The 25615-nt window shown below is 72.7% G+C and carries 23 protein-coding genes and 1 pseudogene; 15 read left to right on the forward strand and 9 right to left on the reverse strand.

The window, feature by feature from the left end:
• Positions 1-23 precede the first annotated feature (23 nt).
• Positions 24-1280 carry an erythromycin esterase family protein gene (locus J3R08_RS26020; RefSeq protein WP_064447850.1) on the reverse strand — a complete coding sequence of 419 codons (1257 nt, stop codon included), beginning with the start codon at positions 1278-1280 and terminating at the stop codon, positions 24-26.
• A gap of 159 nt (positions 1281-1439) precedes the next feature.
• On the opposite strand from J3R08_RS26020, the gene J3R08_RS26025 reads away from it, so the two are divergent.
• Positions 1440-1637: a DUF2795 domain-containing protein gene (locus J3R08_RS26025; protein WP_043328589.1), complete on the forward strand. Its 198-nt coding sequence runs from the start codon at positions 1440-1442 to the stop codon at positions 1635-1637.
• A 59-nt stretch (positions 1638-1696) separates the two neighbouring features.
• On the opposite strand, the gene J3R08_RS26030 is transcribed toward J3R08_RS26025, so the two are convergent.
• The gene (locus tag J3R08_RS26030) at positions 1697-2593 is read right to left on the reverse strand and encodes a Gfo/Idh/MocA family protein (protein WP_043328587.1); all 897 of its coding nucleotides are present in this window, start codon (positions 2591-2593) and stop codon (positions 1697-1699) included.
• Positions 2594-2724: 131 nt separating this feature from the next.
• On the opposite strand from J3R08_RS26030, the gene J3R08_RS26035 reads away from it, so the two are divergent.
• Together J3R08_RS26035 and J3R08_RS26040 are read left to right on the forward strand one after the other, a co-directional pair.
• On the forward strand, positions 2725-3138 hold the full coding sequence (locus tag J3R08_RS26035) for a hypothetical protein (protein ID WP_082931094.1): 414 nt from the start codon (positions 2725-2727) through the stop codon (positions 3136-3138).
• Positions 3131-3608 (forward strand): annotated as a pseudogene (locus J3R08_RS26040) (hypothetical protein). The gene J3R08_RS26035 and the pseudogene J3R08_RS26040 overlap by 8 nt, the downstream one beginning before the upstream one ends.
• On the opposite strand, the gene fabG reads toward J3R08_RS26040, so the two are convergent.
• Complete coding sequence (gene fabG, locus J3R08_RS26045; protein ID WP_209963059.1) at positions 3581-4339, reverse strand: 3-oxoacyl-ACP reductase FabG; 759 nt, start codon at positions 4337-4339, stop codon at positions 3581-3583. The pseudogene J3R08_RS26040 and the gene fabG sit on opposite strands and share 28 nt — an antisense overlap.
• 60 nt (positions 4340-4399) lie before the next feature.
• Entirely contained in the window at positions 4400-6052 is a 1653-nt protein-coding gene (locus J3R08_RS26050; RefSeq protein ID WP_209963061.1) for an alpha-amylase family protein, read from the reverse strand.
• Between the two features lie 53 nt (positions 6053-6105).
• Here J3R08_RS26050 and J3R08_RS26055 point away from each other — a divergent pair, with 53 nt between their 5' ends.
• Both J3R08_RS26055 and J3R08_RS26060 read left to right on the forward strand, forming a co-directional pair.
• A complete protein-coding gene (locus tag J3R08_RS26055) occupies positions 6106-6696 on the forward strand; it encodes a DUF1349 domain-containing protein (RefSeq protein ID WP_043328581.1) in 591 nt (196 codons plus the stop codon).
• 70 nt (positions 6697-6766) lie between these two features.
• Positions 6767-7429, forward strand: a complete 663-nt coding sequence (locus tag J3R08_RS26060) for a DedA family protein (protein ID WP_209963063.1) — start codon at positions 6767-6769, stop codon at positions 7427-7429.
• 13 nt (positions 7430-7442) lie between these two features.
• Here the strand turns inward: J3R08_RS26060 and J3R08_RS32540 are convergent, their stop codons facing one another.
• From J3R08_RS32540 to J3R08_RS26080, 4 genes are all read right to left on the reverse strand, one after another.
• Complete coding sequence (locus J3R08_RS32540) at positions 7443-9008, reverse strand: cellulose binding domain-containing protein (protein ID WP_209963066.1); 1566 nt, start codon at positions 9006-9008, stop codon at positions 7443-7445.
• Between the two features lie 141 nt (positions 9009-9149).
• Entirely contained in the window at positions 9150-10574 is a 1425-nt protein-coding gene (locus tag J3R08_RS26070) for a carbohydrate-binding protein (RefSeq protein ID WP_043328578.1), read from the reverse strand.
• Between the two features lie 78 nt (positions 10575-10652).
• Positions 10653-11399 (reverse strand): membrane protein insertase YidC, encoded by a 747-nt coding sequence (locus tag J3R08_RS26075; protein ID WP_043328577.1) that lies wholly within the window; start codon positions 11397-11399, stop codon positions 10653-10655.
• Positions 11400-11530: 131 nt separating this feature from the next.
• Positions 11531-11806 carry a DUF6412 domain-containing protein gene (locus J3R08_RS26080; protein WP_043328576.1) on the reverse strand — a complete coding sequence of 92 codons (276 nt, stop codon included), beginning with the start codon at positions 11804-11806 and terminating at the stop codon, positions 11531-11533.
• A gap of 185 nt (positions 11807-11991) precedes the next feature.
• On the opposite strand from J3R08_RS26080, the gene J3R08_RS26085 reads away from it, so the two are divergent.
• The 5 genes from J3R08_RS26085 to J3R08_RS26105 all read left to right on the forward strand — a co-directional run bounded on the left by J3R08_RS26085 (position 11992) and on the right by J3R08_RS26105 (position 18992).
• On the forward strand, positions 11992-13140 hold the full coding sequence (locus J3R08_RS26085; protein ID WP_209964428.1) for a glutamate--cysteine ligase: 1149 nt from the start codon (positions 11992-11994) through the stop codon (positions 13138-13140).
• A 41-nt stretch (positions 13141-13181) separates the two neighbouring features.
• Complete coding sequence (locus J3R08_RS26090; protein ID WP_113974731.1) at positions 13182-14561, forward strand: FAD-dependent oxidoreductase; 1380 nt, start codon at positions 13182-13184, stop codon at positions 14559-14561.
• A gap of 131 nt (positions 14562-14692) precedes the next feature.
• A complete protein-coding gene (locus J3R08_RS26095) occupies positions 14693-16114 on the forward strand; it encodes a WGR domain-containing protein (RefSeq protein WP_209963068.1) in 1422 nt (473 codons plus the stop codon).
• Positions 16115-16269: 155 nt separating this feature from the next.
• Positions 16270-17574, forward strand: a complete 1305-nt coding sequence (locus tag J3R08_RS26100) for a hypothetical protein (RefSeq protein WP_140946426.1) — start codon at positions 16270-16272, stop codon at positions 17572-17574.
• Between the two features lie 545 nt (positions 17575-18119).
• Positions 18120-18992: an aminoglycoside phosphotransferase family protein gene (locus J3R08_RS26105; protein ID WP_209963069.1), complete on the forward strand. Its 873-nt coding sequence runs from the start codon at positions 18120-18122 to the stop codon at positions 18990-18992.
• A gap of 1 nt (position 18993) precedes the next feature.
• Here J3R08_RS26105 and J3R08_RS26110 read toward each other — a convergent pair whose 3' ends face one another.
• On the reverse strand, positions 18994-19803 hold the full coding sequence (locus tag J3R08_RS26110; RefSeq protein ID WP_166457180.1) for an Fpg/Nei family DNA glycosylase: 810 nt from the start codon (positions 19801-19803) through the stop codon (positions 18994-18996).
• A 277-nt stretch (positions 19804-20080) separates the two neighbouring features.
• On the opposite strand from J3R08_RS26110, the gene J3R08_RS26115 reads away from it, so the two are divergent.
• From J3R08_RS26115 to rocD, 5 genes are all read left to right on the forward strand, one after another.
• A complete protein-coding gene (locus J3R08_RS26115) occupies positions 20081-20830 on the forward strand; it encodes a cellulose binding domain-containing protein (protein ID WP_209963071.1) in 750 nt (249 codons plus the stop codon).
• A 5-nt stretch (positions 20831-20835) separates the two neighbouring features.
• Positions 20836-22275 carry an RICIN domain-containing protein gene (locus J3R08_RS26120; RefSeq protein ID WP_209963073.1) on the forward strand — a complete coding sequence of 480 codons (1440 nt, stop codon included), beginning with the start codon at positions 20836-20838 and terminating at the stop codon, positions 22273-22275.
• Between the two features lie 113 nt (positions 22276-22388).
• On the forward strand, positions 22389-23252 hold the full coding sequence (locus tag J3R08_RS26125; protein WP_104114522.1) for a DUF4190 domain-containing protein: 864 nt from the start codon (positions 22389-22391) through the stop codon (positions 23250-23252).
• Between the two features lie 289 nt (positions 23253-23541).
• Complete coding sequence (gene ddaH, locus J3R08_RS26130) at positions 23542-24357, forward strand: dimethylargininase (protein ID WP_181373781.1); 816 nt, start codon at positions 23542-23544, stop codon at positions 24355-24357.
• Complete coding sequence (gene rocD / locus J3R08_RS26135; RefSeq protein WP_176722746.1) at positions 24357-25571, forward strand: ornithine--oxo-acid transaminase; 1215 nt, start codon at positions 24357-24359, stop codon at positions 25569-25571. Before ddaH ends, rocD begins: the two co-directional genes overlap by 1 nt.
• Positions 25572-25615: the final 44 nt, after the last annotated feature.

Genomic DNA, 25615 nt, shown 5'->3' on the forward strand with positions numbered 1-25615 from the left:
GGGGTCCGACGGGCCCCACCCGGTCACACCCCCGCCGGGTACGTCTCCATCTCGCCGGGCGTGACGTGCGCCGGCAGCGGGTGCAGCGCCGTGGTCTCGTCGCACCAGATGAACGCGTCGTAGCGCTCGCCCAGCCGGGTCGGCACGTAGTTGCCCCAGGACTCGAAGCTCGGGTCGTACACCACCCCGATGGCCCGGTGGTCCGCCTCGCCGGTCACCCACTCCGGCTGGTCGTCGCCGCCGAAGACCAGCACCGCCCGGTCCGGCATCAGCTCGTGCAGCCGGTGCTCCACCGAGCCCTTCCGGGCCGGCGGCACCACCATCGCCTCGGCCGGGGAACCCCAGCGCGGAGCGGCTATCACGCTGCCGCGCCAGCTCCCGAAGCCGATCAGCGCCACCGTGTCCCGGCCGTGCCGTTCCCGGCCCAACTGCCCGATGTTGACCATCCCGTCCGCCGCCATGTCGGTGGCCCGGGCGTCGCCGACGTGCGTGTTGTGCGCCCACACGATTCCCCGCGAGCCCGGCCCGTACCGGTCGAGCAGCCGGTCGAGCGTGTCGGCCATGTGGATGTCGCGCACGTTCCACGACTCGGGGCCGCCGCCGACCATGGCCCGGTAGTACCGCTCCGCGCCGGCCACCACCTCCGCGTTCTGCCAGGCCGAGAAGCGGTCCGGGCCGTCCGCGGCGGCCTGTTCCCGGGTACGCGCCAGCAGCCGGACCACCTCCTCCTCGCACCGGGCGGAGACGAACCGGCTGGCCATCGCGTACTCCTCGGGCCGCTTGCCGTACGGCTCGAAGCAGCGGTACGCCTCCTGCGCCGCCTCCAGCGAGGCCGGGTCCTCCTCGCCCAGGTAGTCGAAGATGGCCTGCATCGACTCCCAGAGGGAATACACGTCCAGCCCGTGGAAGCCGGCCCGTTCCCCCTCCGGGCGTTCCAGGTTCCACGCCCGCAGCCAGCGGCAGAAGCGGGCCACCTCGGCGTTCGCCCACATCCAGGTGGGCCAGCGTTCGAACCGTTCCAGCGCGACCAGCGGATCGGCGAGCCCGTCCGGCGCGCCGACCACCGACCGGTGCACCCTGTCGCAGTCCGGCCAGTCCCCCTCCACCGCCACGAAGTCGAACCCCTGCTCGGCGATGAGGCGCCGGGTCAACTGCTCCCGCAGCCGGTAGTAGTCGTAGCTGCCGTGCGTCGCCTCGCCGATCATCACCACGCGGGCGTCCCGGACGCGCTCCAGCAGCGGGTCGAAGTCGCTCGGCGCGCCGAGCCGCTGAACCAGCATGTCCGCGGCTACCCGGGGCCCGCCGGGGCAAACCGCCGCCGTCGAGTCGGGCGGCGGGCGTACGGCGGCGGCTGCGGCCCGGGTCGGCGGGGCGGGCGTAGCGGCGGACGCGGGCCCGGCTGGGGGCATGGCGCCGGGCTCATTGGGTAGCCGGGCGGCATGACCGTCACCGGCGCGCAGTTGCAGGAGTTCCTGGCCGGGCTGGACTACCCGGTCTCCCGGGAGGACCTGGTCCGCTGGGGCCAGGAGAACGGTGCCAGCACCGAGGCGCTGCAGGCGCTGCGGTCCCTGCCGGCCGAGGAGTTCCAGTCCCCCACCGAACTGGGCGAGGCGATCGTCACGCTGGCCGGCGCCTGACCTGCGGGTGTTAAGAGGGGCCCCTTCCTCTACCGGAGGCGTTAATAAGGGGCCCTTCCTTACAGCTCGACGGTGCGGCCCTGCGACCTTGCGGTCTCGGCGGCGTCGAGCACGGCCACCACCTCGCGGCCGAACCGCACGTCGCAGCGGTGGTCGCGGGTGCCCGCGTCGACCTCTTCCAGCAACTGGTCGAGCGCGGTGGAGAACGCCTGGAGCGCGCTGCCGTCGCCGGGCGGGACGGTCTCGGTGCCGTTCTCGCCGAAGAAGACGAAGTCCCGGGTGACCGCCTCGGACGGCGCGTCCAGGGTGAGCGAGAGCGAGCTGGTGGCGCCGCCGTCGTGGGTGAGCAGCAGGTGCACCAGACCGCTCGGGCCGTCCATCGCGGCGACCCGGGTGACCCGGCCGAGCACCGGCAGGATCAGCGACAGCGCGTGCGGGCCGATGTCCCAGAGCGCGCCGCGCTCCCGCCGCCAGGTCGAGTCGCCGTACGGGTTCCCCGGCTGGAAGATCGACGCGAACATGGTGGCCCGGGCGTGCTGCCAGCCGCCGGCCGCGGCGGTCGAGGCGAGGAACCCGGTGACGTTCGGGTGGAAGCGCTGGGTGAAGAAGACCACCGAGGCCACACCGGACGCCTGGGCCGCGTCGACCACCCGGTCGGCGCCGGCGAGGTCGAGCGCCAACGGCTTGTCCAGCAGCAGGTGCCGCCCGGCGGTGGCGGCGCGGACGGCGATGTCGGCCTGCACGTCCGGCGGGAGCGCCACGGCGATCGCGTCGCACGCGTCGATCAGCGCGTCGACGTCGGTGAAGGCCGGTACGCCGTGCCGGGTGGCCAGTTCCTCCGCCTTGGCGGGGTTGCGCCCCCACACGCCGGCGAGGCGTGCCCGCGGGTGCGCCTCGATGGCCGCGGCGTGCGTCTGCGCCGCCCAGTAACCCGTGCCGAACAACCCGAACCGCACCCGGACCCCCTGCCGTCGACGTCCGCCACCGGCGTACGCCGGGACCGTGATCCACGCTAGTCGTCCGGCCGGTCCGGCGCGCCTCGACCCGGCGGGCGGGCCGCTACTACACCGGTTAGTAGGCTGTGCCGGTGAACGACACTGTGTCGACGACCGTCGCGGCGGCCGCCGGATCGCCGGTGGACGGGCCGCTCGCCACGGTCGCGATCGTGATCTCGCTGGCGGTCGCGCTCTGGGCCCTGGTGGCGGCGGTACGCCACCGGCCGCCGGACCGGATCCAGTTCGTCGGCCTGGCCGTGCTGGAGGTGGCGCTGCTCGCGCTGACCGTGGTGGCGCTCGTCGCGCTCGGCGGCGGCGAGCGGCCGGGCGAGCCGGGCGCGTTCTTCGGCTACCTGGCGACGCTCGTCTGCCTGCCGCCGCTGGCCTGGGTGCTGGCGCGGATGGAGCCGACCCGGTGGGGCTCGGGCATCGTCTGCGCGATCTGCCTTGTCACGCCGGTCGTGGCGGTCCGGCTCCAGCAGACCTGGGAGGCGCTCGGTGGCTGACACCACGACCGCGCACGAGCATCGCGCCACCAACCGCGGCCCGGGCCGGCTGCTGATCGCCGTCTACATCGTCTTCGCCATCGCCGCGACCTCGCGGGCCGGCCTGCAGATCGCCACGAAGTTCGACGAGGCGCCGGTGGCGTATCTGCTGTCCGCGGTGGCGGCGCTGATCTACATCGTGGCGGCGGTCGGGCTGGCCCGGGCCGGGCACGCCGGCCGCCGGGTCGCGCTGGCCTGCTGCGCCGTCGAACTGGTCGGGGTGCTCGGCGTCGGTGTGCTGAGCATCGCCGACAAGGAGCTGTTCCCGGACGAGACGGTCTGGTCCGGCTTCGGCAGCGGCTACGGCTACGTGCCGCTGGTGCTGCCGGTGCTCGGTCTGTTCTGGCTCTGGCGCACCCGGCGCGACCCCGCCTGAGCGGGCCCGCGCCGGGTCGGGGGCCGGTCAGTCCTTCGGACCGCCGGCGACGTAGATGACCTGGCCGGAGACGAACGACGCGCCCTCGCTGGCGAGGAACGAGATGGTGTGCGCGACGTCCTCCGGGCGGCCGGGGCGGCGTACCGGGATCTCGGCGGCGGCGTGCTTCTGGAGGTCGTCGAAGTCGACCTTCATCCGGGCCGCGGTGGCGGCGGTCATGTCGGTGACGATGAAGCCCGGCGCGACCGCGTTGACTGTGACACCGAACGGGCCCAGCTCGATCGCCAGCGTCTTGGTGAAGCCCTGGAGGCCGGCCTTCGCGGCCGAGTAGTTCGCCTGGCCCCGGTTGCCGAGCGCGGACGTGCTGGACAGGTTGACGATCCGGCCCCACTTCGCCTCGACCATGTGCTTCTGCGCGGCCTGGCTGAACAGGAACGCGCCGCGCAGGTGCACGCCCATGACCGTGTCCCAGTCGCCCTCGGTCATCTTGAACAGCAGGTTGTCGCGCAGCACACCCGCGTTGTTGACGAGCACTGTCGGTGCGCCCAGTTCGGCGGCGATCCGTTCCACGGCGGCCTCGACCTGGGCCCGGTCGGACACGTCGGCGCCGACGGCGAGCGCCCGGCCGCCGGCCGAGCCGATGGCGTCCACCGTCTCCTTGGTGGCGGACTCGTCGATGTCGACCACGGCGACGGCCATGCCGTCGGCCGCCAGCCGGCGGGCGGTCGCCGCGCCGATGCCGCGCGCGGCTCCGGTGACGATGGCGACGCGGGGCTCCTCCGACATGCTTACCTCCCGGTAACTTGTGGCTCGATCGAAGGAGCTTAACCCGCCGGTACGCCGCGTCTACCGCTCGTGGCCCCGGCAGAGCCGGATCCACCGGTAGCCGTACCCGCCGAGCTTGAGCCGGTCGAGCTTGCCCACGTCCTCGTAGTTGCGGTCGCTGAGCACGTCGATCGGCAGGTCCGCCTCCGGGGCCAGCGTGCTCAGGTCCACCTCCACGTCCTCGGTGCCGAGGTTGTGCAGGAAGACCATGGTCCCGGTACGCCCGTCGGCGCGGTGCGCGAGCACGCCCGGCGGCATCGGCACGTCGATGTGGGTGGTGCTGCCCGAGCCGGTCTCCGGCGCCTCCCGCAGCGTCCGGATCATCCGCTCGAACCAGCCGAGCAGCGACCGCGGGTCCTTGCGCTGGGCGGTGACGTTTACTTTCTGGTAGCCGTACTCGCCCTTGTCGATAACCGGGCGGACCAGCTTCTCCGGCTCGGCGGTGGAGAAGCCGGCGTTGTCCGCGTAGGACCACTGCATCGGGGTGCGGATCGCGTCGCGCCCGTCCAGCGACAGGTCCTCCCCCATGCCGATCTCCTCGCCGTAGCGCAGCACCGGCGTGCCGCGCAGCGAGAACTGCAGCGAGTACGCCAGCTCCATGTGCCGGCGGTCGTTGCCGAGCATGGGCGCGAGACGACGGCGGATACCCCGGCCGTAGAGCTGCATGTTCTCGTCCGGGCCGAACTTCGCCAGCACGTCGTTGCGCTGGTCGGCGGTGAGCCGGGACAGGTCGATCTCGTCGTGGTTGCGCAGGAACGTGGCCCACTGACCGCCGGTGGGCAGCTTGGGGGTGTCCCGCAACGCCTCGATGATCACCTCCGGGTCCTCCCGGGCCAGGGCGAGCATCAGCCGGCCGTTGAGCATGAAGTCGAACAGCATGTGGATCCGGTTGCCCGAGCCGCTGCCGTCACCGAAGTAGACGGGCAGCTCGTCCGGCTCCACGTTCGCCTCGGCCAGCAGGACCGCGTCGCCACGTCGCCACTGCACGTGCTGACGCAGGTCGGTGAGGAAGTCGAAGTCCTTCGGCGAGTTCGGGTTGCCCGGTTCGGTGCGCTCGATGATGAACGGCACGGCGTCCATCCGGAAGCCGGAGACGCCGAGCTGGAGCCAGAACGAGGTGATCTTCTTGATCTCCGCGCGGACCTTCGGGTTCTCGATGTTCAGGTCCGGCTGGAACTTGTAGAAGCGGTGGTAGTACCACGCCTTCGCGGTCCGGTCGTAGGTCCACGTCTCGTGCTGCTCGCCCGGGAACACCATGCCCTGGTGGCGGTCGGCCGGCTCGTGGTCGGCCCAGACGTACCAGTCCCGGTACGGCGAGTCCGGCGAGGACCGGGCGGACTGGAACCACGGGTGCTGGTCCGAGGTGTGGTTGACCACCAGGTCGATGATCACCCGGATGCCCCTGTTGCTCGCCTGGTGCAGCAGTTCGGCGAAGTCGCCGAGCGTGCCCAGTCGCGGGTCGACGTTGTAGAAGTCGGTCGCGTCGTACCCGTCGTCCTCGTTGGGCGAGGGATGGATCGGGTTCAGCCACAGGCAGGTCACGCCGAGCCGGGCCAGGTAGTCCAGCCGGCCGATCAGCCCCTGGAAGTCACCCACTCCGTCGCCGTCGGAGTCCGCGTACGTGTCGACGTCGAGGCAGTAGACGACCGCCTCCTGATACCACCTGTCACCCATGCGAGGACTACTTCTCCGAACGTGCGCGCCGTCAAACCCGGTACGGTGCCGGGATGAACGAGGCGTACGACTGGTCCGCCGGCCACTGGCTGAACCCGCCCGAGCGGGCCGAGCCGGTCGACGGCGGCCTGCTCGTCGAGCCGCACGGCGGCAGCGACTTCTGGCGGCGCACCAGCTACGGCTTCGTGCACGACGACGGCTCGGCACTGCTCGCGCCGTTCGGCGCGGGCAGCGCCGTGGAGGTGTCTTTCCTCCTCGACTACTCGGAGCAGTTCGATCAGGCCGGTGTGCTGGTCCGGGTGGACGAGCGGCGGTGGACCAAGGCCGGGGTCGAGGTGAGCGACGGCGCGCCGCAGGTCGGCGCCGTGGTCACCGACGAGTTCTCGGACTGGTCGGTGGCGCCGGTGCCGCAGTGGTCGGGCCGGGAGGTGACGGTCCGGGTGAGCCGGGCCGGGGACGCGCTGACCGTCCGGGCCCGGTGCGACGACGAGCCGTGGCGGCTGGTCCGCGTCGCCCCGCTCGACCCGGCGGCGCAGGCGTCGGCCGGGCCGTACTGCTGCTCGCCCAGCCGGGGCGGGCTGCGGGTCCGCTTCACCGGCTGGCGACGGGGTCCGGCGGACGCGGCGCTGCACCCGGAGGGATGAGTCACAGGTGTGACACCGGCCGGTCCGGGTAACACTTTCGGATCTCCGGCTCTCGCGTGGAAGGACCGACATGGCCGTGGCCCAGGACGTCGACCCGAACCAGTTCACCGGGCTGACCGGCTGGGTGGCGAGCGTGATCGACTCGCTCGGCGCGGTCGGCGTGGCGTTGCTGGTGGCGCTGGAGAGCATCATCCCGCCGATCCCGAGCGAGATCGTGCTGGCGATGGCCGGTTACCTGTCCGCCGAGGGCCGGTTCAACGTGGTGTTCATCGTGCTCGCCGCGACGGTCGGCTCGCTGCTCGGCGCGCTGGTGCTCTACTGGCTCGGCGCGGCGCTCGGCGAGGAGCGGCTCAAGCGCTGGCTGGACCACATCCCGCTGGTCGACCTGCAGGATCTGGAGAAGGCCGACCGTTGGTTCGAGCGGCACGGGCGGTGGGCGGTGCTGATCGGCCGGGTGGTGCCGGTGGTCCGCAGCCTGGTCTCCGTCCCGGCCGGCGCGAACCGGATGCCGCTCGGTGAGTTCATCCTGCTCACCACGCTCGGCAGCGGGGTGTGGAACGCGCTGATCGTCGGCGCCGGGTTCACCCTCGGATCGCGGTGGGAGGACGTCGACAGGTACAGCTCGTGGTTCAACTACGCGATCTTCGCCGTCTTCGGTTTCATGATCGTGAGCTGGGCGGTGAAGAAGGTGCGCCGGCGGCGCGCCCGGCAGTCGGTGACCGCCGGGCGCTGACCGCGTCGCGGGCTCAGAAGCCGGCGGTGATGCCGGTGAACTCCCAGGTGTTCTGCGCGATGCCGGAGCAGTTGGCGACCACGCCGCCGCCGGGGCAGGGCCGGTCCCGGTTGACCGACCAGAACGTGAACCGGGCCAGGCCGCGCGCCTTCGCCCAGTCGCGGATCTGCGTCCAGGTGGCCGGCGAGGTCAGCTCCTGCTGGTCGGAGAGGCCGTTCATGCCGGACAGGCCCATGTGGGCGTACGCGGTGGCGTCGGACCAGCCGAACGCGTTCTTAAGCGCGGTCTTCAGGCCCTCGGCCGCGTTGACGGTGCTCTGGTACATGTTCGCGCCGCCGCCGAAGTCGAACGGCATGATCGTGAACACGTCGATCCCGGCGCCCTTGGCCGCGGCCTGGTTGATCAGCCGGGTGCCGTAGTACGACGGCCCGGTGGTCGAGGTGCCGAACGTGATGATGGTCTTGATCCCCGGGTTGTTCTGCTTGACGATCTTCAGGGCGTCCAGGATGCGGTCCTGCACCACCTCGTTCTCGAACTCGTCGCTGTTCTCGATGTCGATGTCGATGGCCTTCAGCCCGTACGCGTTGATGACCTGCTGGTACGCGCCGGCCAGCGCGGCGGCGGACGAGCAGTTCGGGCCGAGCTTGTTGCCGCTCCACCCGCCGAAGGACGGGATGACGTCGCCGCCGGCCGCCTTGATCGCGGCGATGGTGGCGGCGTGCGTGCCGCCGGTCAGCGGACCGGTGCCGTCCCAGGCCGGGGTGCAGCCGCCGCCGGAGAGCACGAACGCGATGGTGAACCACTTGATCCCGGTCGCGCCCATCACTGTGGACGGCGCGGGCGGGTCGCCCCAGCCCGGGTAGAGGTAGGGAGCGGCGGCCATCGCGCCCCCGCCGCCACCGGTGCAGCCGCTGGTGGTGGCCGCGACCGCCGCCGACTTCGCCGACTCGCCGCTGCCGTTGTACGCGGTCACCGTGTAGCTGTGCCCGCTACACGCGGCCAGCCCGGAGACGGTGGCCGAGGTGCCGGTGACGGTGGCCTTGACCGTGCTGCCCTCGTACACCCGGTAGCCGGTGACGGTGCCGGAGACCGCGTTCCAGGCGAGCGAGACCGACGACGCGGTGGTGCCGGTGACCCGCAGGCCGCCGGGGGTGGCGGGCGCGCCCGGGTTGCCGGGGTTGCCGCCGCCGGCGCAGGAGGCGCCGTTGACGGTGCAGTTCACCGGGTCGCCGGTGCCGCTGACGACGAAGCCGAAGCTGGTGCTGGCGCCCGGGGCGAGCGCGCCGTTCCAGGACTGGTTCACGGCGGTGACGTGCTGGCCGGAGGTGGTGAGGCGGGCGTCCCAGAACGAGCCGAGCGTGCTGCCGGACGGCAGGTCGAACTGGACGTTCCACGAGGAGATGGCGGCGGAGCTGTCGTTTGTGACGGTGAACCGGGCCTCGTACCCGCTGCTCCAGCTGGAGGTACGGACGAAGGCCGCGGTGGCGGCGGAGGCGGGCGGGGCGGCGAGCAGCGCGCCGGCGACCACGGCGGTGGTCAGCGCGGCGGCGAGCGTCGCCAGGCGGGGGCGGAGTCTCACGGCGTCCTCCAGGGGACGGGCGGGGGTGGAGAGGGATTCACAACCGTCGACGTGCGCCTATTATTAGGAGTGTTAACTGTTTCTGTCCAGCACCGGTTCGACGCGACCCGGACCGGGATCCGGGTCGCGCCCCCATCGGCCTCAGCGGCGGAAGGTGAACCAGTTGACGTTGACGAAGTCGGACGGCTGCCCGCTGCTGAACGTCAGGTAGACCGTGCGCCGCCCGGTCACCGCGCCGACGTTGCCCGGCACCGAGCGCCAGGTCTGCCAGCCGCCGGTGTTGCCGATCGCGAAACTGCCGATCGGCGGCGCGGTCGGGCTGTCCACCCGGACCTCCACCAGCCCGCTCACCCCGGACGCCGCGCCGGAGGCCACCCGGGCCACGAAGTCGCGCGGCGGCGTGGAGCCGAAGTCGACGTTGTCGTAGCGGGCCCAGTCGCCGTTGGCGAGCCAGCCGATGTCCTGGCCGCCCTCGGAGCACGTCTCCACCTGCACGCCGTTCTGCGCGTTGAACGACTCGGCCTGGATCGTCGAGTAGGCGTCACGCACCCCGCCCGGCGGCGGCGTGGTCGGGGTCGGCGACGGGTTGCTCCCGCCACCCCGGGTGTAGACGGCCACGTAGTCGACGAGCATCGACCGGCCGGACACCGTCGACGCGGTCGGCGTCGCCGAGCCGGCCACGCCGTCCGGGAAGCCGCCGCCCATCGCCACGTTGAGCAGCAGGAAGTAGCCGGCGTGGCTGGTCATCTGACTCCAGTACGGCTCACCGATCTGGTTCTGCCCGACGGTGTGGAAGAGCTGGCCGTCGACGTACCAGCGCAGCTGCTGCGGGCTGATCGAGGCGTCCCACTCGAACCGGTAGGTGTGGAACGCCGACTGGCAGGTGCTGCCCGGGCAGGCCCGGGACGCGCCGATGCCGTTGAACTCCCCGCACGGGCCGCCCGGCGCGACACCGCAGTGCAGCACGCCCCAGACCGAGTTGATCCCGTTGACGTTCTCCATCACGTCGAACTCGCCGATACCAGGCCAGTTCTGGTAGTTGCCCCGGTACGGCGAGCCGAGCGCCCAGAACGCCGGCCAGTACCCGGATGCCGCCGCGCCGGTCACGTTCGGCATCTGGATCCGGCCCTCCAGGGCCAGCACGCCGCCCGACGGCGGCTTGAAGTTCGCCCGTACCGTCTCGATCCGGGCCGAGGTCCAGCGGCCGGCCGAGTCCCGCAGCGGCGTGATGCGCAGGTTGCCCGAGCCGTCGTGGGCCAGGTTGGCGGTGCTGGAGGTGTAGGTCTGGATCTCGCCGGTGCCCCAGTTGGCCGGGCCGCCCGGGTAGCTGGTGCCGGTATCGATGATCCAGTTGGCGGACGAGGGCAGCGTGCCGGCCGAGCCGGTGAAGTCGTCGCTCCACACCAGGCTCCAGCCGGAGGGAGTCGGGGGCACCGCGGCCTGGGCGGTCATCGAGACGCCCGCGAGCGCTGTGGTGAGCGCGAGCACACCCGCGGCCAGGGCGAGGCGGCGGCGCGATCGGGGCACGGTGGCGGAGGCGGCCGGAGCCGCCGGGATCGGGTTCATTCGGGGTGCCTCTCTGCGGGGACGGGTCCGGGAGAGCGCTCTCTGAGAGCGATTTCTACGCGCCCGCCCCCGCACTTGTCAACGCTTGTCGATGGCTGCCGCCGGCTGCGGGCGACGCAGCACCACCTGCTCCAGCGCCGTCCACGCCGTGGTGGTCACCAGATAGAGCACCGCCGCCAGCGGCACCACCAGCGCCACCAGCACCGTGCCGTACGGCAGCAGCGGCAGCAGCCGGCCGAGCACCGCCGCGCCCGGACCCTCGGTCGGCGTCCCGGCCACGGTGCCGGTGGCGGCTGCCGCCCGGCGCATCCGCCGCGACGACCACCAGGCCAGCGCGAGCAACGCGGCCAGCAGCACGCCGAACACCAGCGGCACCGGGCCGGCCAGGCCATCGCCGAGGTGCCACCCCAGCGGTACGCCGGCCAGCCGCTCCCCCAGCAGCTGCGGCGCGCCGTCACCGGTGGCGAACAGTCGGTACATGACCAGGAAAAACGGCGCCTGCAACAGCGCCGGCAGGCAGCCCGCGACCGGACTGGCCCCGGCGTTGCGGTAGAGCGCGAACAACTCGGTCTGGAGGCGGGCCGGGTCGTCGGCGTACCGGCGCTGGAGTTCCCGTACCTCGGGGGCGAGTGCGGTCCGGCGCCGCTCCCCGCGGACCTGGGCCACTGTCAGCGGCGAGATCAGCAGCCGGACCGCGGCGGTGAACAGGACGATGGCGGCCGCCGTGGCGGCGCCGCCGGTGAGCGGGGCGAGCACGTCGGCGAGCCAGGTGACGACGGTGGCCGCGGCCGACGCCGCGGAGTGCAACGGTGCGAAGGCGAGCATGGGTGGACCCCTCGATGGCGATTCCGGGTGTCCCGGGCGGCGACGTGCCGCACGGCGGGACGGATGACGACGGAATCGGCCGCGAAAGCCGGGAAGGAAACGGCGGCCCGCCGGCGCGGGCCGGAGGGTGGCTACGCGGCCGAGGGGCGCAGGCCGGGTGCGCGGGGGCGCGGACGCCCCGGCGCGTTCGGGTCGACCTGGCGGGGAACGCCGCGACGGCGGGCGCGGGCCCGCAACGCGGCGGCGAACCGGGTGCCGGGCGGCGTGGGCAGCGCGCGGACCCGCAGCGCGAGCAGGGTGGCGAGCAGCAGCGCGGCGACCACCGCCGCGCCGGCGAGCAGCCCGGCCGGCCGGTCGGCGAACAGGGCGAGCGCGTACGCCCACGCCCCCGTCAGCACCGCCAGCATCCCCGCCACGCGACCACGGTATCCCGCCGTGTCACGCCCTGCTGCCCCGTGCGCGAACGCACTCGACCGACCCGAACGGGCGAACCGGCGCCGACACGCCCACCGGCACGTTTTCCGGAACGGACACGGTGGGTAACAGGTCCTCGACCACGCGGCACCGTGCCGCGAGTGGTCCGGAGGAGACGGTGGTGGCGATGAGCGGCTCAGTGGCGGAGCGGGAGCGGAGCGCCGCGTCGGGCGGAACCGACCTGCTGACAGTCGGCGTCGAGGAGGAGTTCCTGCTCGCCGACCCGCACACCGGGACCGCCGTACCCGCCGTCGACCTGGTCATGGAGCAGGTGCCGGCGGAGCTGCGCGGTCAGGTGGAGCGCGAGTTCCAGACCAGCCAGATCGAGATCGGCAGCCCGCCCGGGCTGGACCTGTCCTCGATCCGGCACTCGCTGTCGATGCTGCGCGCCGAACTGGCCGACGCGGCCGAGCGGGCCGGCGTACGGCTGCTCGCGATCGGCACCGGACCGGTCGACGGGCCGGTGCCGCCGGTGGTGGACAAGCCCCGCTTCGACCGAATGATCGAGCGGTTCCGGCTGCTGGTGCCCGGTCCCGGCAACAACGGCATGCACGTGCACGTCGGCATCCCCGACCCGGACACCGGCGTGCAGGTGCTCAACCACGTCCGGCCGTGGCTGCCGATCCTGCAGGCGGTCACCGCGAACTCCCCGTTCTCCCGCAGCGAGGACACCGGGTACGCGAGCTGGCGCTCGGTGGAGTGGGAACGCTGGCCGTCGGTCGCGCCCACCCCGTACCTGGAGTCGCACGAGCACTACGAGCGGCTCATCCGGCAGCTCATCGCCAGCGGCGTGATGCTGGACGAGGGAATGCTCTACTGGTACGCCCGGCTCTCCGCCAAGTACCCCACCGTGGAGATCAGGATCGGCGACGTCTGCCCGACCGTGGACGACGCGGTGCTCGTCGCCGCGCTGGTCCGCGCGCTCGTGGCGACCGCGCTCACCGACATCGCCGCCGGCCGTCCCGCCGTCAACACCGACCACCACCTGCTCGTCGCGGCGCACTGGCGGGCCGCCCACGACGGGCTGGAGGGCGAGGGCGTCGACCTGACCGACGGTGAGCTGCGCCCGGCCTGGGAGCTGCTGGACCGGCTCGTCGACCGGCTGCGCCCGGAACTGGAGCGGCACGGCGACCTCGACCGGGTGACCGACCTGCTGGGCGGGCTGCGCCGGCACGGCAGCGGAGCGGCCCGGCAGCGGGCGGTGTTCGCGCGTACCGGACGGCTCGTCGACGTGGTCACGGACGTGGCACGCCAGACCCGTGGCTGAGCGGCCGCACGGCCGTGTCCCGGCGTGACAGGATGGGCGGCGTGGCGGAGCGCATGATCGTCATCGGCGGCGACGCCGCCGGCATGTCGGCGGCGTCGCAGGCGCGTCGCCGCCGCCGCGACCGGTCCGACCTGGAGATCGTCGCGTTCGAGCGGGGGCACTTCACCTCCTACTCGGCCTGCGGCATCCCCTACTGGGTGAGCGGCCTGGTCGAGGAGCGGGACGAGCTGATCAGCCGCGATCCGCAGACCTTCCGCGACGACTTCGGCATCGACGTCCGTACCCGGCACGAGGTCACCGCCGTCGACCTGGACCGCCGCGAGGTGATCGCGCGGGACCTGGACGGCGGCGGCGAGGTCCGCGCCGGTTTCGACACCCTGGTGTACGCCACCGGCGCGTCCCCGGTGCAGCCGGACTGGGCGCGCGACGACGTGTCGGGCGTGTTCGGCGTGCAGACGCTGGGCGACGGCGCGGCGCTGATCGACTGGCTGGAACGCGAGCCCCGGCCCCGGCGCGCGGTGGTGGTCGGCGGCGGCTACGTCGGCGTGGAGATGGCCGAGGCGCTCGTGCAGCGCGGGCTCTCCGTCCAACTGGTGGAGCAGGCCGACCAACCCATGTCGACCGTCGACCCGGACATGGGCGAGCTGGTGGCCGACGCGATGCGTGCCACCGGCATCGGCGTCCGCACCGGCCTCACCGTCACCGGGCTGGAGGAGCGGGACGGCCGGATCTCCGCCGTGGTCACCGACGAGGGACCGGTCCCGGCCGACGTCGTGGTCCTGGGTCTCGGGGTACGCCCCAACACCGCGCTCGCCGAGGCCGCCGGACTGCCGATCGGGCCCTCCGGCGGCGTCCGGACGGACCGCCGGATGCGGGTGCCGGGCGTGCCCGGCGTCTGGGCGGCCGGTGACTGCGTGGAGTCGCTGCACCGGGTCAGCGGCATGCCGGTGCACATCCCGCTCGGCACGCACGCCAACAAGCAGGGCCGCGTCGCCGGCATCAACATCGGCGGCGGCTACGCCACCTTCCCCGGCGTGATCGGCACCGCCGTCACCAAGGTCTGCGAGCTGGAGGTGGGCCGCACCGGGCTGCGCGAGCGGGACGCGCTGGACGCCGGCTTCGAGTTCGTCACGGTGCTGGCCCAGTCGACGAACCGGGCCGGCTACTACCCGGGCGCGCGGGAGATGACCGTCAAGCTGATCGCCGAGCGGCCCAGCGGGCGGCTGCTCGGGGCGCAGATCGTCGGCTGGTCCGAGGCGGCCAAGCGGATCGACGCGCTCGCCGTGGCGCTGTGGAACGGCATGACGGTGGACGAGATGACAGCGCTCGACCTGGGGTACGCGCCGCCGTACGCCCCGGTGTGGGACCCGGTGCTGATCGCCGCCCGCAAGGCCGTCGACGCCCTCGCCGCCGCTGTGTAAGGAAGGGCCCCCTATTAACGCCTCCGGTAGAGGAAGGGCCCCTTCTTAACACCGAGACCCGGGTTTGTCGGTGCCCGGCGTTAGCGTGTGCGCGTTGCCGGTCCGGCACTTCCCCTCGGAGGTAAACCCCCATGTCACAGGAGACGACCTACCTCGAACTGTCCGAAGTGGACGGTGGAGCGCACAAGTTCTACGAGGTGGTGGTCGACGACACCGCGATGACCGTGCGCTACGGGCGCATCGGCGACCAGGGCCAGGTGAAGACGAGCACCTTCCCGGACAACGCCCGCGCTCGCGCCGCCGCCGCGAAGAAGATCGGCGAGAAGGTCCGCAAGGGGTACGCCCCGGCGGTGCGCGGCGTACGCCAGAAGCGCACGGTCTCGCGCCGGCAGATCGTCAGCACCCGCTCCACCGCCCGCACCGCGCCGGTCCTCTGGCGGTACGCCTCGGGCGCGCCCGCCTTCGGCATCTTCGTCGACGACCGGCACTGCATGGTCGGCAACGAGCACGGCGTGATCACCACGCTCGACCACGACGCCCGGCTGGTCAACCAGGTCCGGCTCCCCGACGGGGTGAAGTGCATCGTCGCCGACGACGCCTGGGTCTACGCCGGCTGCGACGACGGCAACGTCTACGACCTGTCCGGCAAGGTGCCGCGCGCGGCGTACGCGATCGCGCCCGAGATCGACATCTACTGGCTGGACATCCACGACGGCGTGCTGGGCGTGTCCGATCGCGACGGCGGCGTCTCGGCGATCGACCACGAGGACGAGTTCCTCTGGCGCCGGCCGGGGCGCGGCCGGTCCGCGTGGATGGTGCGCTGCGACGCCGACGCGATCTACCACGGCCACTCGCAGGGGGTCACCGGCTACGACTGGCGTACCGGGCGGGAACTGTGGCACACCGGCACCGGGGCGGTCCTGTTCGGCTGGCAGGAACGGGACGCCGTGTTCGCCGGCACCGGCACCCGCGAGGTGGTCCGCCTGCGCAAGGACGGGCGGGCCGAGCAGACGTACCGCTGTGACGCCGCGGTCTTCTCCTGCGCCACCGCCGAGGGCGGCCGGTACGTGTTCGCGGGCGACAGCGCGTCCTCGATCTACTGCTTCGACCAGGCCGGCAACCGGCTGTGGAAGCTGGGCACCGGCTGCGGCTCGGCGTACTCGATGCAGTACCACGACAACCGGCTCTACGTGGTCACCACGAGCGGCCACCTGGCCTGCATCGACGCGAGCGAGGCGGCGATCCGGGCGGCCGAGGCGGGCAGCGTGCCGGACGTGGTCGACGTGAAGGCGCCGGCCCGGCTGCCCGAGCCGGCCGCCTGGACCTCCGTCGAGGTGACCACCGACGACCGCGACGGCGTGCTGGTGCAGTGCGTCGAGCAGGGCGGCCGGCTGCGCGTCCACGTTCTGGCCGACGGCTACCGGCGGGACTGGCCGGTGCAGTTCCCCAAGGGCATCCGCGAGCCGGGCGCGCGCTTCCTGGTCACCGAGGTCCGCGAGTCCGGCCGGGGCGGCTTCTACCGGGCGCACGGGGACATCCGCCGGCTGCGCTGAGCCGCCGGCCGAGTCGGAGGGCGGGTCGGCCGGGGTCCTCGGCCGACCGTCCCGGCGAATCGACAGGCCGACGGGGCAGCCGGCAACACATCGACGGAGTACGGTACCGACAGGAGAACTCTCCGTTACCGGTCAACCTCGGAAGGGGCACCGACATGCGAGTGTGGCGCATGGCCGCGACGGCTCTTCTCCTGCTGCCCGGCGGTGTCCTCGTCGCCGCGCCGCCCGCAACCGCCGCACCTTCCGCAACCGCCACGCCCTCCGCAACCGCCACGCCTTCCCCTGCGGCCGCGGCGGACCAGACGCCACCGGTGCTGGTGGACGTCACGGTCTCACCCGACGCGGTCTCCGTCTCGGGCGTCGACCTGGTGCCGGTGACGGTGACGGTGCACCTGACCGACGACACCGGCGTGGTCGAGGCCTCCGAGATGGACGGCGGCTCCCTGCCCTACGTCGGTCTGCGCCTCGTCGGCACGGACCGCACCGACGGCGCCGAGTTGTCGCTCACCGCTGGCACCCCGCAGGACGGCACCTGGAGCGCGACGATCCACGTGCCGTCGACCTGGAACGGCACCTGGGAGGTCCACCGTCTGGTGGCGACGGACGCCGCCTGGAACCGGCTCGACGTCGACCCGCCCGCCTCGGCGGACACCAGGCTGGAGGTCACCGGCACACACCGGCCCGCGGTCACCATGCGTCTCACCCCGAACCCGCTGGTCGGTGACGGACCGCTGACCGTGGCGGGACGGTTCTACTACGAGGACACCGGCGAGGGCATCGGTAACCAGCCCATCTTCTTCGGCACCGACAACCTCTGCGTTGAATATCACAGCGAGCCCAACGGCACCACCAAGGCCGACGGCACGTTCTCCCGGACCTATCCGAAGGGCGACAGCTACCTCAAGTGCGTCGGCATCACCCGTCCGTCCAACTCGAGGGTCGCACCGTCCTACATCGTCGTCACGGCAGACCATCCCCGGGTGAAGCCGACAGTCACGGCGAAAGCGAACCGCACCACCGTCACGCCCGGCACCACAGTCACCATCACCGGCGAGGTGAAGCCCGACGCCGGCTGGAACATCGAACTACAGCAACTCCAGGGCAGGACGTGGCGGAAGGTGGCCGCCGACCTGACGAGCGGAGACCGCGGCGCGTACCGCATCCCCATCACGCCGAAGACACCCGGCACCTTGCGCTACCGCGTAGTCGTCCCGAGTGAAGACCCGGCGACGGTCGGCGTGTCCGAGGTGGTCACCGTACGCGTGTCGACACCCGGCGGCGAGCCCTCGCCGGGCGGCGGCGGAGGCGGTGGCACCGTCGGAGGCGGAGGCACCGGAGGGCTTCCGATCACCGGTCCCGCCACCGCGCCGCTGGTGGCTGGCGGCGGGGCTCTCCTGATCGTCGGCGCCGGCCTGATGCTGCTGGCCCGCCGCCGCCGACCGACCCCGGACGGACGGTAGATCCGGACGGGCACCGGGCCGGGCACGACGACTGCCCCGGCCCGGCTCCCCTGACCGCGGATCACACCGGCGCCCCTTCCCCAACCACACCCGGCACCTGACGTCCCGCGCCGAACCCTCCACTCCTGCCAGTTGATCAAGGAGTTTGCGGCGAATTTCTGGCGCTCCGGTGACGCGAACTCCTTGGTCAACACCGGGTGCCGAATGCTGCCCGCCGACTGACAGCCACGGCCCAGCTTGATCAACACCAGGTCGCCGAGGTGGTGGCATCAACGGCTCCGCGACACCACCACCTCGGCGAGGTGGTGTTGATCAAGGGTGATGATGCCACCACCTCGGCGAGCTGGTGGGAGGCGTGGCTGCGTCAAGGGTGGGACCGGCGTCGGCGGTGATCTCGGGCAGATGAGCACCGTCCGGTTGATCCATCTCGTCTTCGTCAGGCCGCTCGGCGAGGGCCGGGACGGCCATGAGCGTCACTTCGTCGGCGTGCGCGTCGAGGACGCCGCGGTGCACGGCCGGTCGCCTCGCTCGGCCAGGATGACCGGATGCGGTGTGACATTCCTGAGAGCCTGCGCTGGGTCGAGCGGACGGAGGCCGGGCGGGCCTGGCTCGCGGAGCTGCCGGACCGGCTCGCCGCGTGCGTCGCACGGTGGGAGCTGACGGTCGGGCCGCCGTTCGGGTACGCGTTTGCGTCGCTGGCGCTGCCCGCGACGCTGCCCGACGGGACGCGGGCGGTGCTTAAGCTCCAGTACCCGGACGACGACAGCCGTCACGAGGCCACCGCGTTGGCGCACTGGGACGGCCGGGGCGCGATCCGGCTGCTCGCCCACGATCCGGGCCGGCGCGCGTTGCTCGTCGAGCGCTGTGACCCCGGCACCCCGCTGTACGGCCTGCCGCCCGACGCCGCGCTGGAGGTGGCGGTCGAGCTGCTGCCCCGCCTCGGGGTGCCGGCCGGACCGCCGTTCACTTCGCTCGCCGAGGAGGCGGCCGGCTGGGCGGAGCGGATGCCGGGCAACTGGCAGCGGGCCAACCGCCCGTACGAGCGGCGGCTGCTGGACGCCGCGCTCGGGCTGCTCGCCGACCTGGCGCCGAGCCAGGGTGAGCAGGTGCTGGTCAACCAGGACCTGCACGCCGGCAACATCCTGGCGGCGGGACGCGATCCGTGGCTGGTGATCGACCCGAAGCCGCTGGTCGGCGAGCGGGAGTTCGCGGTGGTACCGCTGGTGCGCGGCGCCGAGCTGGGCCACTCCCCCGCGGCGGTCCGGCACCGGCTCGACCGTCTCAGCGCCGAGCTGGGCCTGGACCGGGAGCGGGTACGCGGCTGGGCGATCGGCCAGACGGTGGCCTGGAGCATCGGCGGCGACCAGGTCTTCCCCGGCAACGTCGAGGCGGCCCGCTGGCTGCTCGACGAGATGTGAGTCAGCCCGCCTGGCAGGTGGGGCACCAGTACAGGTTGCGTCCGGCCAGCGTGCCCCGGCTCACCTCGGTGCCGCAGACGTGGCAGGGCGCGCCGGGGCGGCGGTAGACGTACACCTCGCCGCCGTGCCGGTCGACGCGCGGCGCGCGGCCGGTGACCTCGGGCAGGTCGGCGTCGCGCACCGTGTCGATCCGGCCCCGCTCGACCGCGCGGGTCATCAGCGTCACCAGGTCCGTCCAGAGTTCGGCCCAGCCGGCCGCGCTCAGGTCGCGGCCGGGCAGCAGCGGCGGCCGGCCGGCCCGGAACAGCGCCTCGGTCACGAAGATCAGGCCGGTGCCGGCCACCACCGACTGGTCCAGCAGCAGCGCGGCGAGCGGGGTGGGGCTGCGGCGGATCCGCGCGTACGCCCGGTCGGGGTCGGCGTCGGCGCGCAGCGGGTCCGGCCCGAGCCGGTCGCGCAGCGCCGTCACCTCGGGCGGGGTCAGCAGTTCGCAGGCGGTCGGGCCGCGCAGCTCCAGCCAGTTCCGGTCGCTGTGCAGGCGCAGCCGCACCTGCCCGACCGGGGACGGCGGTTCCCCGGGCCCGTCGGCGAACTTCCCGTACAGACCCAGGTGTACGTGCAGCGTCAGCTCGCCGGCGTAGTGGTGCAGCAGGTGCTTGCCGTACGCCTCGGTGCCGTCCAGGACGGTGCCGCTGAGGCGGGCCGCGCCCTCGGCGAAGCGGCCCTGCGGGCTGTCTGCGTGCACCTTGTCGCCCGCGAACAGCTCGGCGTGCCGGGCGGCGAGGCGGTGGATGGTGTGTCCCTCTGGCACAACGACCAAGCGTAGCCAGCGGATCGGACCGCCGGCGACGTCGGGTCCTGAGACGACGTTGAATCGATGTTCGTCGACTGAAAGACTGGCGGCGGTAGCGCTCGGGAGCCAGTGCGAGCCGCTCGATCTCGCCGGAGGGACAAGCGCGGGGTGATGTGCCACCCCGGTGCCGGGCAGTCGTCTCCGGCGCTCCGCCGTGCCGCTACGGCGGCGACATCGCGGTCCACCACCACTCCGGCGCCGACCGCCCCCGGCGCCCCCAGCTCGGGAGAGACACATGCTCCGTACGCTCGGCGCGGCACTGGCCGCCACCCTCACCCTGACCGGCCTGACCGCCTCGGCCGGTGCCGACCAGTCACCCGCCGCCACGGCGATGACGGCCGCCGCCACGGCGACGCCCACTCCCACGCCCACCTTCGCCTGCCCGCCGGCGCTGCCGGTCACCGGCCAGGTGACCGGGGCCACCGCGACCAGCGTCACCATCACCTACTGGATGGTGCTCAGCCCGCCCTGCGGCTACGACCCGCCGCTCCTCGTCAGCCTCTTCACCAGCCGCGAGGACGCCGCCGCGTGGCGCAACCCGGTGGCCGAAGCCGTCACGGGGCCGGAGCGCCAGGGAAAGGTGACAGTCACCGGCCTGGCCCCCGACACCGACTACTGGTTCCGGTTCGGCGACACCCACGGCACACGGGACCCGTACGTGATCGGCGGGCCGGCCCGGACGTCGGGAACCTGCTCCGCGACGGCCACGATCGACGCCGGCTGGGGCGGTGGCTTCGTCGCCACGGTCACCGTCCGCAACGACGGCGCCGAGCCGGCACCGGGCTGGCTCGTCTCCTGGCGCTGGTCGGGTGACGAGCGCATCCAGTCGGTCTGGGGTGGGGTGGCGGAGGGCACCGGCCAGGACGTCGCGGTCCGCAACGCCTCCTGGAACGGGACGCTGCCGCCGGGTGGCTCGACGACGTTCGGCCTGCTCGTGGCGGCCGGCGCGACGCCCGGCACCATCACGCCGAAGTGTGGCAGGTGACAGCCGTGCGAGGGACGACACGGTACGGCGCGGTCGTGGTGGCGCTCGCGGTGGCTCTCGCGGCGGCGGTGCTGGGACCGGCGGCGGGCGCGCTGGCGGCGCCGGTGACAGTCACCAACGGCACCCAGTTCACCGACACGAGCGGCGCCGTGGTGCACGCCCACGGCGGCGGCGTGCTCAAGGTCGGCGACTACTACTACTGGTTCGGCGAGAACCGCAACCCGGACAACACGTTCCTGGCGGTCTCCGTCTACCGCTCGACGGACCTGCGCACCTGGGAGTTCCGCAACAACGTGCTCACCCAGTCGTCGGCGGCCGAGCTGCGGGTCGCCAACATCGAACGGCCGAAGGTCATCTACAACGCCGCCACCGGCCGGTTCGTGATGTGGATGCACAAGGAGAACGGGTCCGACTACAACGAGGCCCGGGCGGCTGTCGCCTCCTCGGCCACTGTGGACGGCAGCTACACCTATCACGGCAGTTTCCGGCCGCTCGGGCAGCACATGTCCCGGGACATCACGCTCTACAACGACAACGGCACCGCGTACATGATCTCGGCCGCCGACGACAACTACGACCTGAACATCTACCGGCTCACGTCGGACTACCTCAACGTGGCCACCCTGGTGGGCAACTTCTGGGACGGCGCGCACCGCGAGGCGCCGGCGATGTTCAAGCGGGGCAGCACCTACTTCCTGCTGACGTCGGGGGCGACGGGGTGGAGCCCGAACCAGGCCCGGTACGCCACCGCGCCGAGCATCTCGGGACCGTGGAGCGGCTGGACCGACGTGGGCAACGGCACCACGTTCAACTCGCAGCCGGCGTTCGTGCTGCCGATCCAGGGCACGTCCGGCACCAGCTACCTCTATCTGGGTGACAGGTGGGCCGGAGCGTGGGGCGGCCCGGCCAACGACTCCCAGTACGTGTGGCTGCCGATCGCCTTTCCGACCGCCACCAGCATGAGCCTGACCTGGTACCCGTCGGTCACCATCGACGCGGCGGCGGGCACCGTCACCGGCAACTCGCCCGCGTACTACCGCGTCACCGCCCGGCACAGCGGCCGGGTGCTGGACGTGATCAACGGCTCCACGGCGAACAACGCCGAGGTCAAGCAGTGGAGCTGGAACGGCGGCGGGAACCAGAGGTGGGAGTTCCAGGACGCCGGCGGCGGATGGTTCCGCCTCGTCAACGCCGCGAGCGGCAAGTGTCTCGACGTCGCCAGCGCGAGCACCGCCGACGGCGCCAACATCATCCAGTACACCTGCGGCAGCGGCGCCAACCAGCAGTGGCAGTGGGCCGCGCGCGACGGCTGGTTCCAGTTGCGGGCCCGGCACAGCGGCAAGTGCCTGGACGTCGTCAACGCCGGCACCGGAGACGGCGCGGACGTCCAGCAGTACACCTGCGGTTCGGGCACCAACCAGCAGTGGTCACGCACGGTGGCGTGACCGGACGGCACGCCTGAGCGTGCGGAGCGAGCCCAGGGGTGTCGATTTCGGCACCCCTGGGTACTTCCTGCATGTCATGCGCGGCCTCCGCGCCTGGATCAGGAGGTGCCACAGTGAAGATCCTGTCCCGCCGGAACGCTCCGGCGACCAGTACCGATACCAACGGCGACGGTGTCGTCGACGAACGCGACCGGACCGCCGAGCAGCCGGCCGACCGGCCGGTGGTCACCGACCGCGACGAGGAGCGGACCACGTACCGCAGCGCCGCCACCGCCACCGACGACGAGCGCGCCCGGGACGCGGCGACCGACCGGGACGCACGCGACCTCGACGCCACCACCGACGGCCGGACGGCGACCACGACGACCGGCCGCCGGACCGTGGCGGCCGACGACGAGCGGGAGGCGGAGGCACGGCGGCGGGCCGCGGACCGGGGCGCGGCGGCGCGTGCGGTCACCGGCCGCCGGGTCGACGCCGACACGCGGACCGTCCCGGTGACCGACGCGCGGACCGCCGGCGCGGCGCCCGTCGCCGAGCGCACCACCGACCTGGACCGCGACGGCCGCACCGACCTCGACCGGGACGGCCGCCCCGACGGTACGGACACCGACGGCGACGGCCGGGTGGACCGGCCGGAGCCGTACACCACGAAGCGTCCCCGGGCCAGCCTGCTCGCCACGCTCGGCCTGATCGTCTCGGTGGTCGGGGCGCTGTTCGTGCTCTCCGGCACGCTCGCCGGGTACGGCATCGGCGTCGGCGCGGCCGGCGCGGTGCTGGCCGTGCTGGGCCTGATCGCGACCCGTCGCCGGCACGTGGCGGGCAAGACCGACGCGCTGATCGGCATCGCCGTCGGCCTGGCCGCGGTGGTGCTCGGCATCGTGGCGATGACCGGCCAGTTCGACTGGCCGACCACCGACGGCGACTGGGTGGGCCGCTTCCGCGAGTGGCTCGACTCACAGTTTGCCAACTGGTTCTGACGGGCACTGTCCCGATCGCCGACGCAGGGCGGCGGCAGCCTGATCAGCTCCGGTGGTTCACCGGCCGGGCAACACCTCTTTCGGGGGCGGCGGTTCGCCGCCCCCGAAGTGTGTCCGGCGTCGACGCAACGATCGTTCGCCGCCCACTGGCTCAACGCAACGATTCGCTGCTCAACGCAACTTCTCGCGGTGGATGTCGTCTACCCGGGCCGCATAACGTTGGACCACGGCGCCAGCCCGTGGGCCGACGGTGGCCGGGCGCGCCCGACCCTGGGAGCACGACATGACGATGGACGCCATCCGCCAGCGCTTTCTGATGTGCCGGCCGACGTACTTCGCCGTCGACTACGCGATCAACCCGTGGATGGACCCGACCGCCCCGGTCGACGCCGACCTGGCGATCCGGCAGTGGGAGCAGCTTCGGCGCACGTACCTCGACCTGGGCCACGAGGTCGACCTGATCGAGCCGGTCGCCGGCCTGCCGGACATGGTCTTCGCCGCGAACGGCGGCACCGTGATCGACGGCAAGGCCATGGCGGTGCAGTTCCGCGACCCGCAGCGCGCCGACGAGGCGCCCGCGTACCGGGCCTGGTTCGAGGCCGCCGGCTTCGAGATGTACGACCCGAAGCACGTCAACGAGGGCGAGGGCGACATCCTGCTGGCCGGTGACCACCTGCTCGCCGGCACCGGGTTCCGCACCGCGCACGCCTCGCACGCGCAGCTCCAGGAGGTCTTCGGCTACCCGGTGGTCACCATGCAGCTGGTGGATCCCCGCTTCTACCACCTGGACACCGCGCTCACCGTGCTCGACGAGCGCACCGTGGCGTACCTGCCGGAGGCGTTCTCCCCCGGCAGCCGGGCGGTGCTGCGCCGGCTGTTCCCGGACGCGATCCACGCCACCATGGCCGACGCCGAGGTGCTGGGCCTGAACGCGGTCAGCGACGGCCGGCACGTGGTGCTGCCCGCGCAGGCCACCGACCTGGCCGCGAAGCTGCGCGACCGGGGCTACGAGACCATCGGGATCGACCTGTCCGAGCTGCGCAAGGCCGGCGGCGGACCGAAGTGCTGCACGTTGCGACTCCGTCAGGGAAAGGCGAGCAAGTGATCATCGACGACATGCTGCGGACTCCGTCCGCGGTCCGGGACGCGGAGCGTCACACGGCGCACAACTACCACCCGCTGCCCGTGGTGATCTCGTCGGCCGAGGGCGCCTGGCTGACCGACGTGGACGGCCGCCGCTACCTGGACTGCCTGGCGGGATACTCGGCGCTGAACTTCGGCCACCGGCACCCGAAGCTGATCGAGGCCGCGCACGCGCAGCTCGACCGGCTCACGCTGACCAGCCGCGCGTTCATCCACGACCAGTTCGCCGACTTCTGCCGCGAGCTGGCCGCGCTCTGCGGCAAGGACCTGGTGCTGCCGATGAACACCGGCGCCGAGGCGGTGGAGACCGGCATCAAGGTGGCCCGCAAGTGGGGCTACCAGGTCAAGGGCGTCACGCCGGGCCAGGCCAACATCGTGGTGGCGGAGGGCAACTTCCACGGCCGTACGACCACCATCGTCAGCTTCTCCACCGACTCCGACGCGCGCGCCGACTTCGGGCCGTACACCCCGGGTTTCACCGTGGTCCCCTACGGCGACCTGGCCGCGTTGACCGAGGCGATCGACGAGAACACGGTGGCCGTGCTGCTGGAGCCGATCCAGGGTGAGCAGGGCGTCGTGGTGCCGCCGGAGGGTTACCTGCCGGGTGTGCGCCGGGTCTGCACCGAGCGCAACGTGCTGTTCGTCGCCGACGAGATCCAGTCGGGCCTGGGGCGTACCGGCGCGACGTTCGCCTGCGAGCACGAGGGCGTCGAGCCGGACATGTACCTGCTCGGCAAGGCGCTCGGCGGCGGCATCGTGCCGGTGTCGGCGGTGGCCGCGAACCGCGACGTGCTGGGCGTGCTCCAGCCAGGCCAGCACGGCTCGACGTTCGGCGGCAACCCGCTTGCCTGCGCGGTCGCGACCGAGGTGGTCCGGCTGCTGGCGACCGGCGAGTTCCAGCGCCGCTCGGCCGAGCTGGGCGAGCGGCTGCACGCCGGCCTGCGCGGCCTGATCGGCAAGGGCCTGGTGGCGGTACGCGGTCGCGGCCTGTGGGCCGGACTGGACATCGACCCGGCGCTGATGACCGGCCGGCAGGCGTGCGAGCTGCTGATGGAGCGGGGTGTGCTCGCCAAGGACACGCACGGTTCGACCATCCGGCTCGCCCCGCCGCTGGTGATCACCGAAGAGGAGATCGACCACGCGGTGGCGCAGCTCGCCGCCGTGCTGGCCGGCTGAGGCCGTACGCGAGAAGGCGCCGGGACCGCGACGGTCCCGGCGCC

Origin of the sequence: Micromonospora sp. HB375 (assembly GCF_017872985.1) — a bacterium.
GTDB classification, from domain to species: Bacteria; Actinomycetota; Actinomycetes; order Mycobacteriales; family Micromonosporaceae; genus Micromonospora; species Micromonospora chalcea.

Excerpts from the sequence above, each read along its gene's own strand:
- J3R08_RS26020 (WP_064447850.1), bottom strand. The coding sequence starts at position 1,280 with ATGCTGGTTCAGCGGCTCGGCGCGCCGAGCGACTTCGACCCGCTGCTG.
- J3R08_RS26025 (WP_043328589.1), top strand. The coding sequence starts at position 1,440 with ATGACCGTCACCGGCGCGCAGTTGCAGGAGTTCCTGGCCGGGCTGGAC.
- fabG (WP_209963059.1), bottom strand. The coding sequence starts at position 4,339 with ATGTCGGAGGAGCCCCGCGTCGCCATCGTCACCGGAGCCGCGCGCGGC.
- J3R08_RS26050 (WP_209963061.1), bottom strand. The coding sequence starts at position 6,052 with ATGGGTGACAGGTGGTATCAGGAGGCGGTCGTCTACTGCCTCGACGTC.
- J3R08_RS26055 (WP_043328581.1), top strand. The coding sequence starts at position 6,106 with ATGAACGAGGCGTACGACTGGTCCGCCGGCCACTGGCTGAACCCGCCC.
- J3R08_RS26060 (WP_209963063.1), top strand. The coding sequence starts at position 6,767 with ATGGCCGTGGCCCAGGACGTCGACCCGAACCAGTTCACCGGGCTGACC.
- J3R08_RS26070 (WP_043328578.1), bottom strand. The coding sequence starts at position 10,574 with ATGAACCCGATCCCGGCGGCTCCGGCCGCCTCCGCCACCGTGCCCCGA.
- J3R08_RS26075 (WP_043328577.1), bottom strand. The coding sequence starts at position 11,399 with ATGCTCGCCTTCGCACCGTTGCACTCCGCGGCGTCGGCCGCGGCCACC.
- J3R08_RS26080 (WP_043328576.1), bottom strand. The coding sequence starts at position 11,806 with ATGCTGGCGGTGCTGACGGGGGCGTGGGCGTACGCGCTCGCCCTGTTC.
- J3R08_RS26095 (WP_209963068.1), top strand. The coding sequence starts at position 14,693 with ATGTCACAGGAGACGACCTACCTCGAACTGTCCGAAGTGGACGGTGGA.
- J3R08_RS26100 (WP_140946426.1), top strand. The coding sequence starts at position 16,270 with ATGCGAGTGTGGCGCATGGCCGCGACGGCTCTTCTCCTGCTGCCCGGC.
- J3R08_RS26105 (WP_209963069.1), top strand. The coding sequence starts at position 18,120 with ATGCGGTGTGACATTCCTGAGAGCCTGCGCTGGGTCGAGCGGACGGAG.
- J3R08_RS26115 (WP_209963071.1), top strand. The coding sequence starts at position 20,081 with ATGCTCCGTACGCTCGGCGCGGCACTGGCCGCCACCCTCACCCTGACC.
- ddaH (WP_181373781.1), top strand. The coding sequence starts at position 23,542 with ATGGACGCCATCCGCCAGCGCTTTCTGATGTGCCGGCCGACGTACTTC.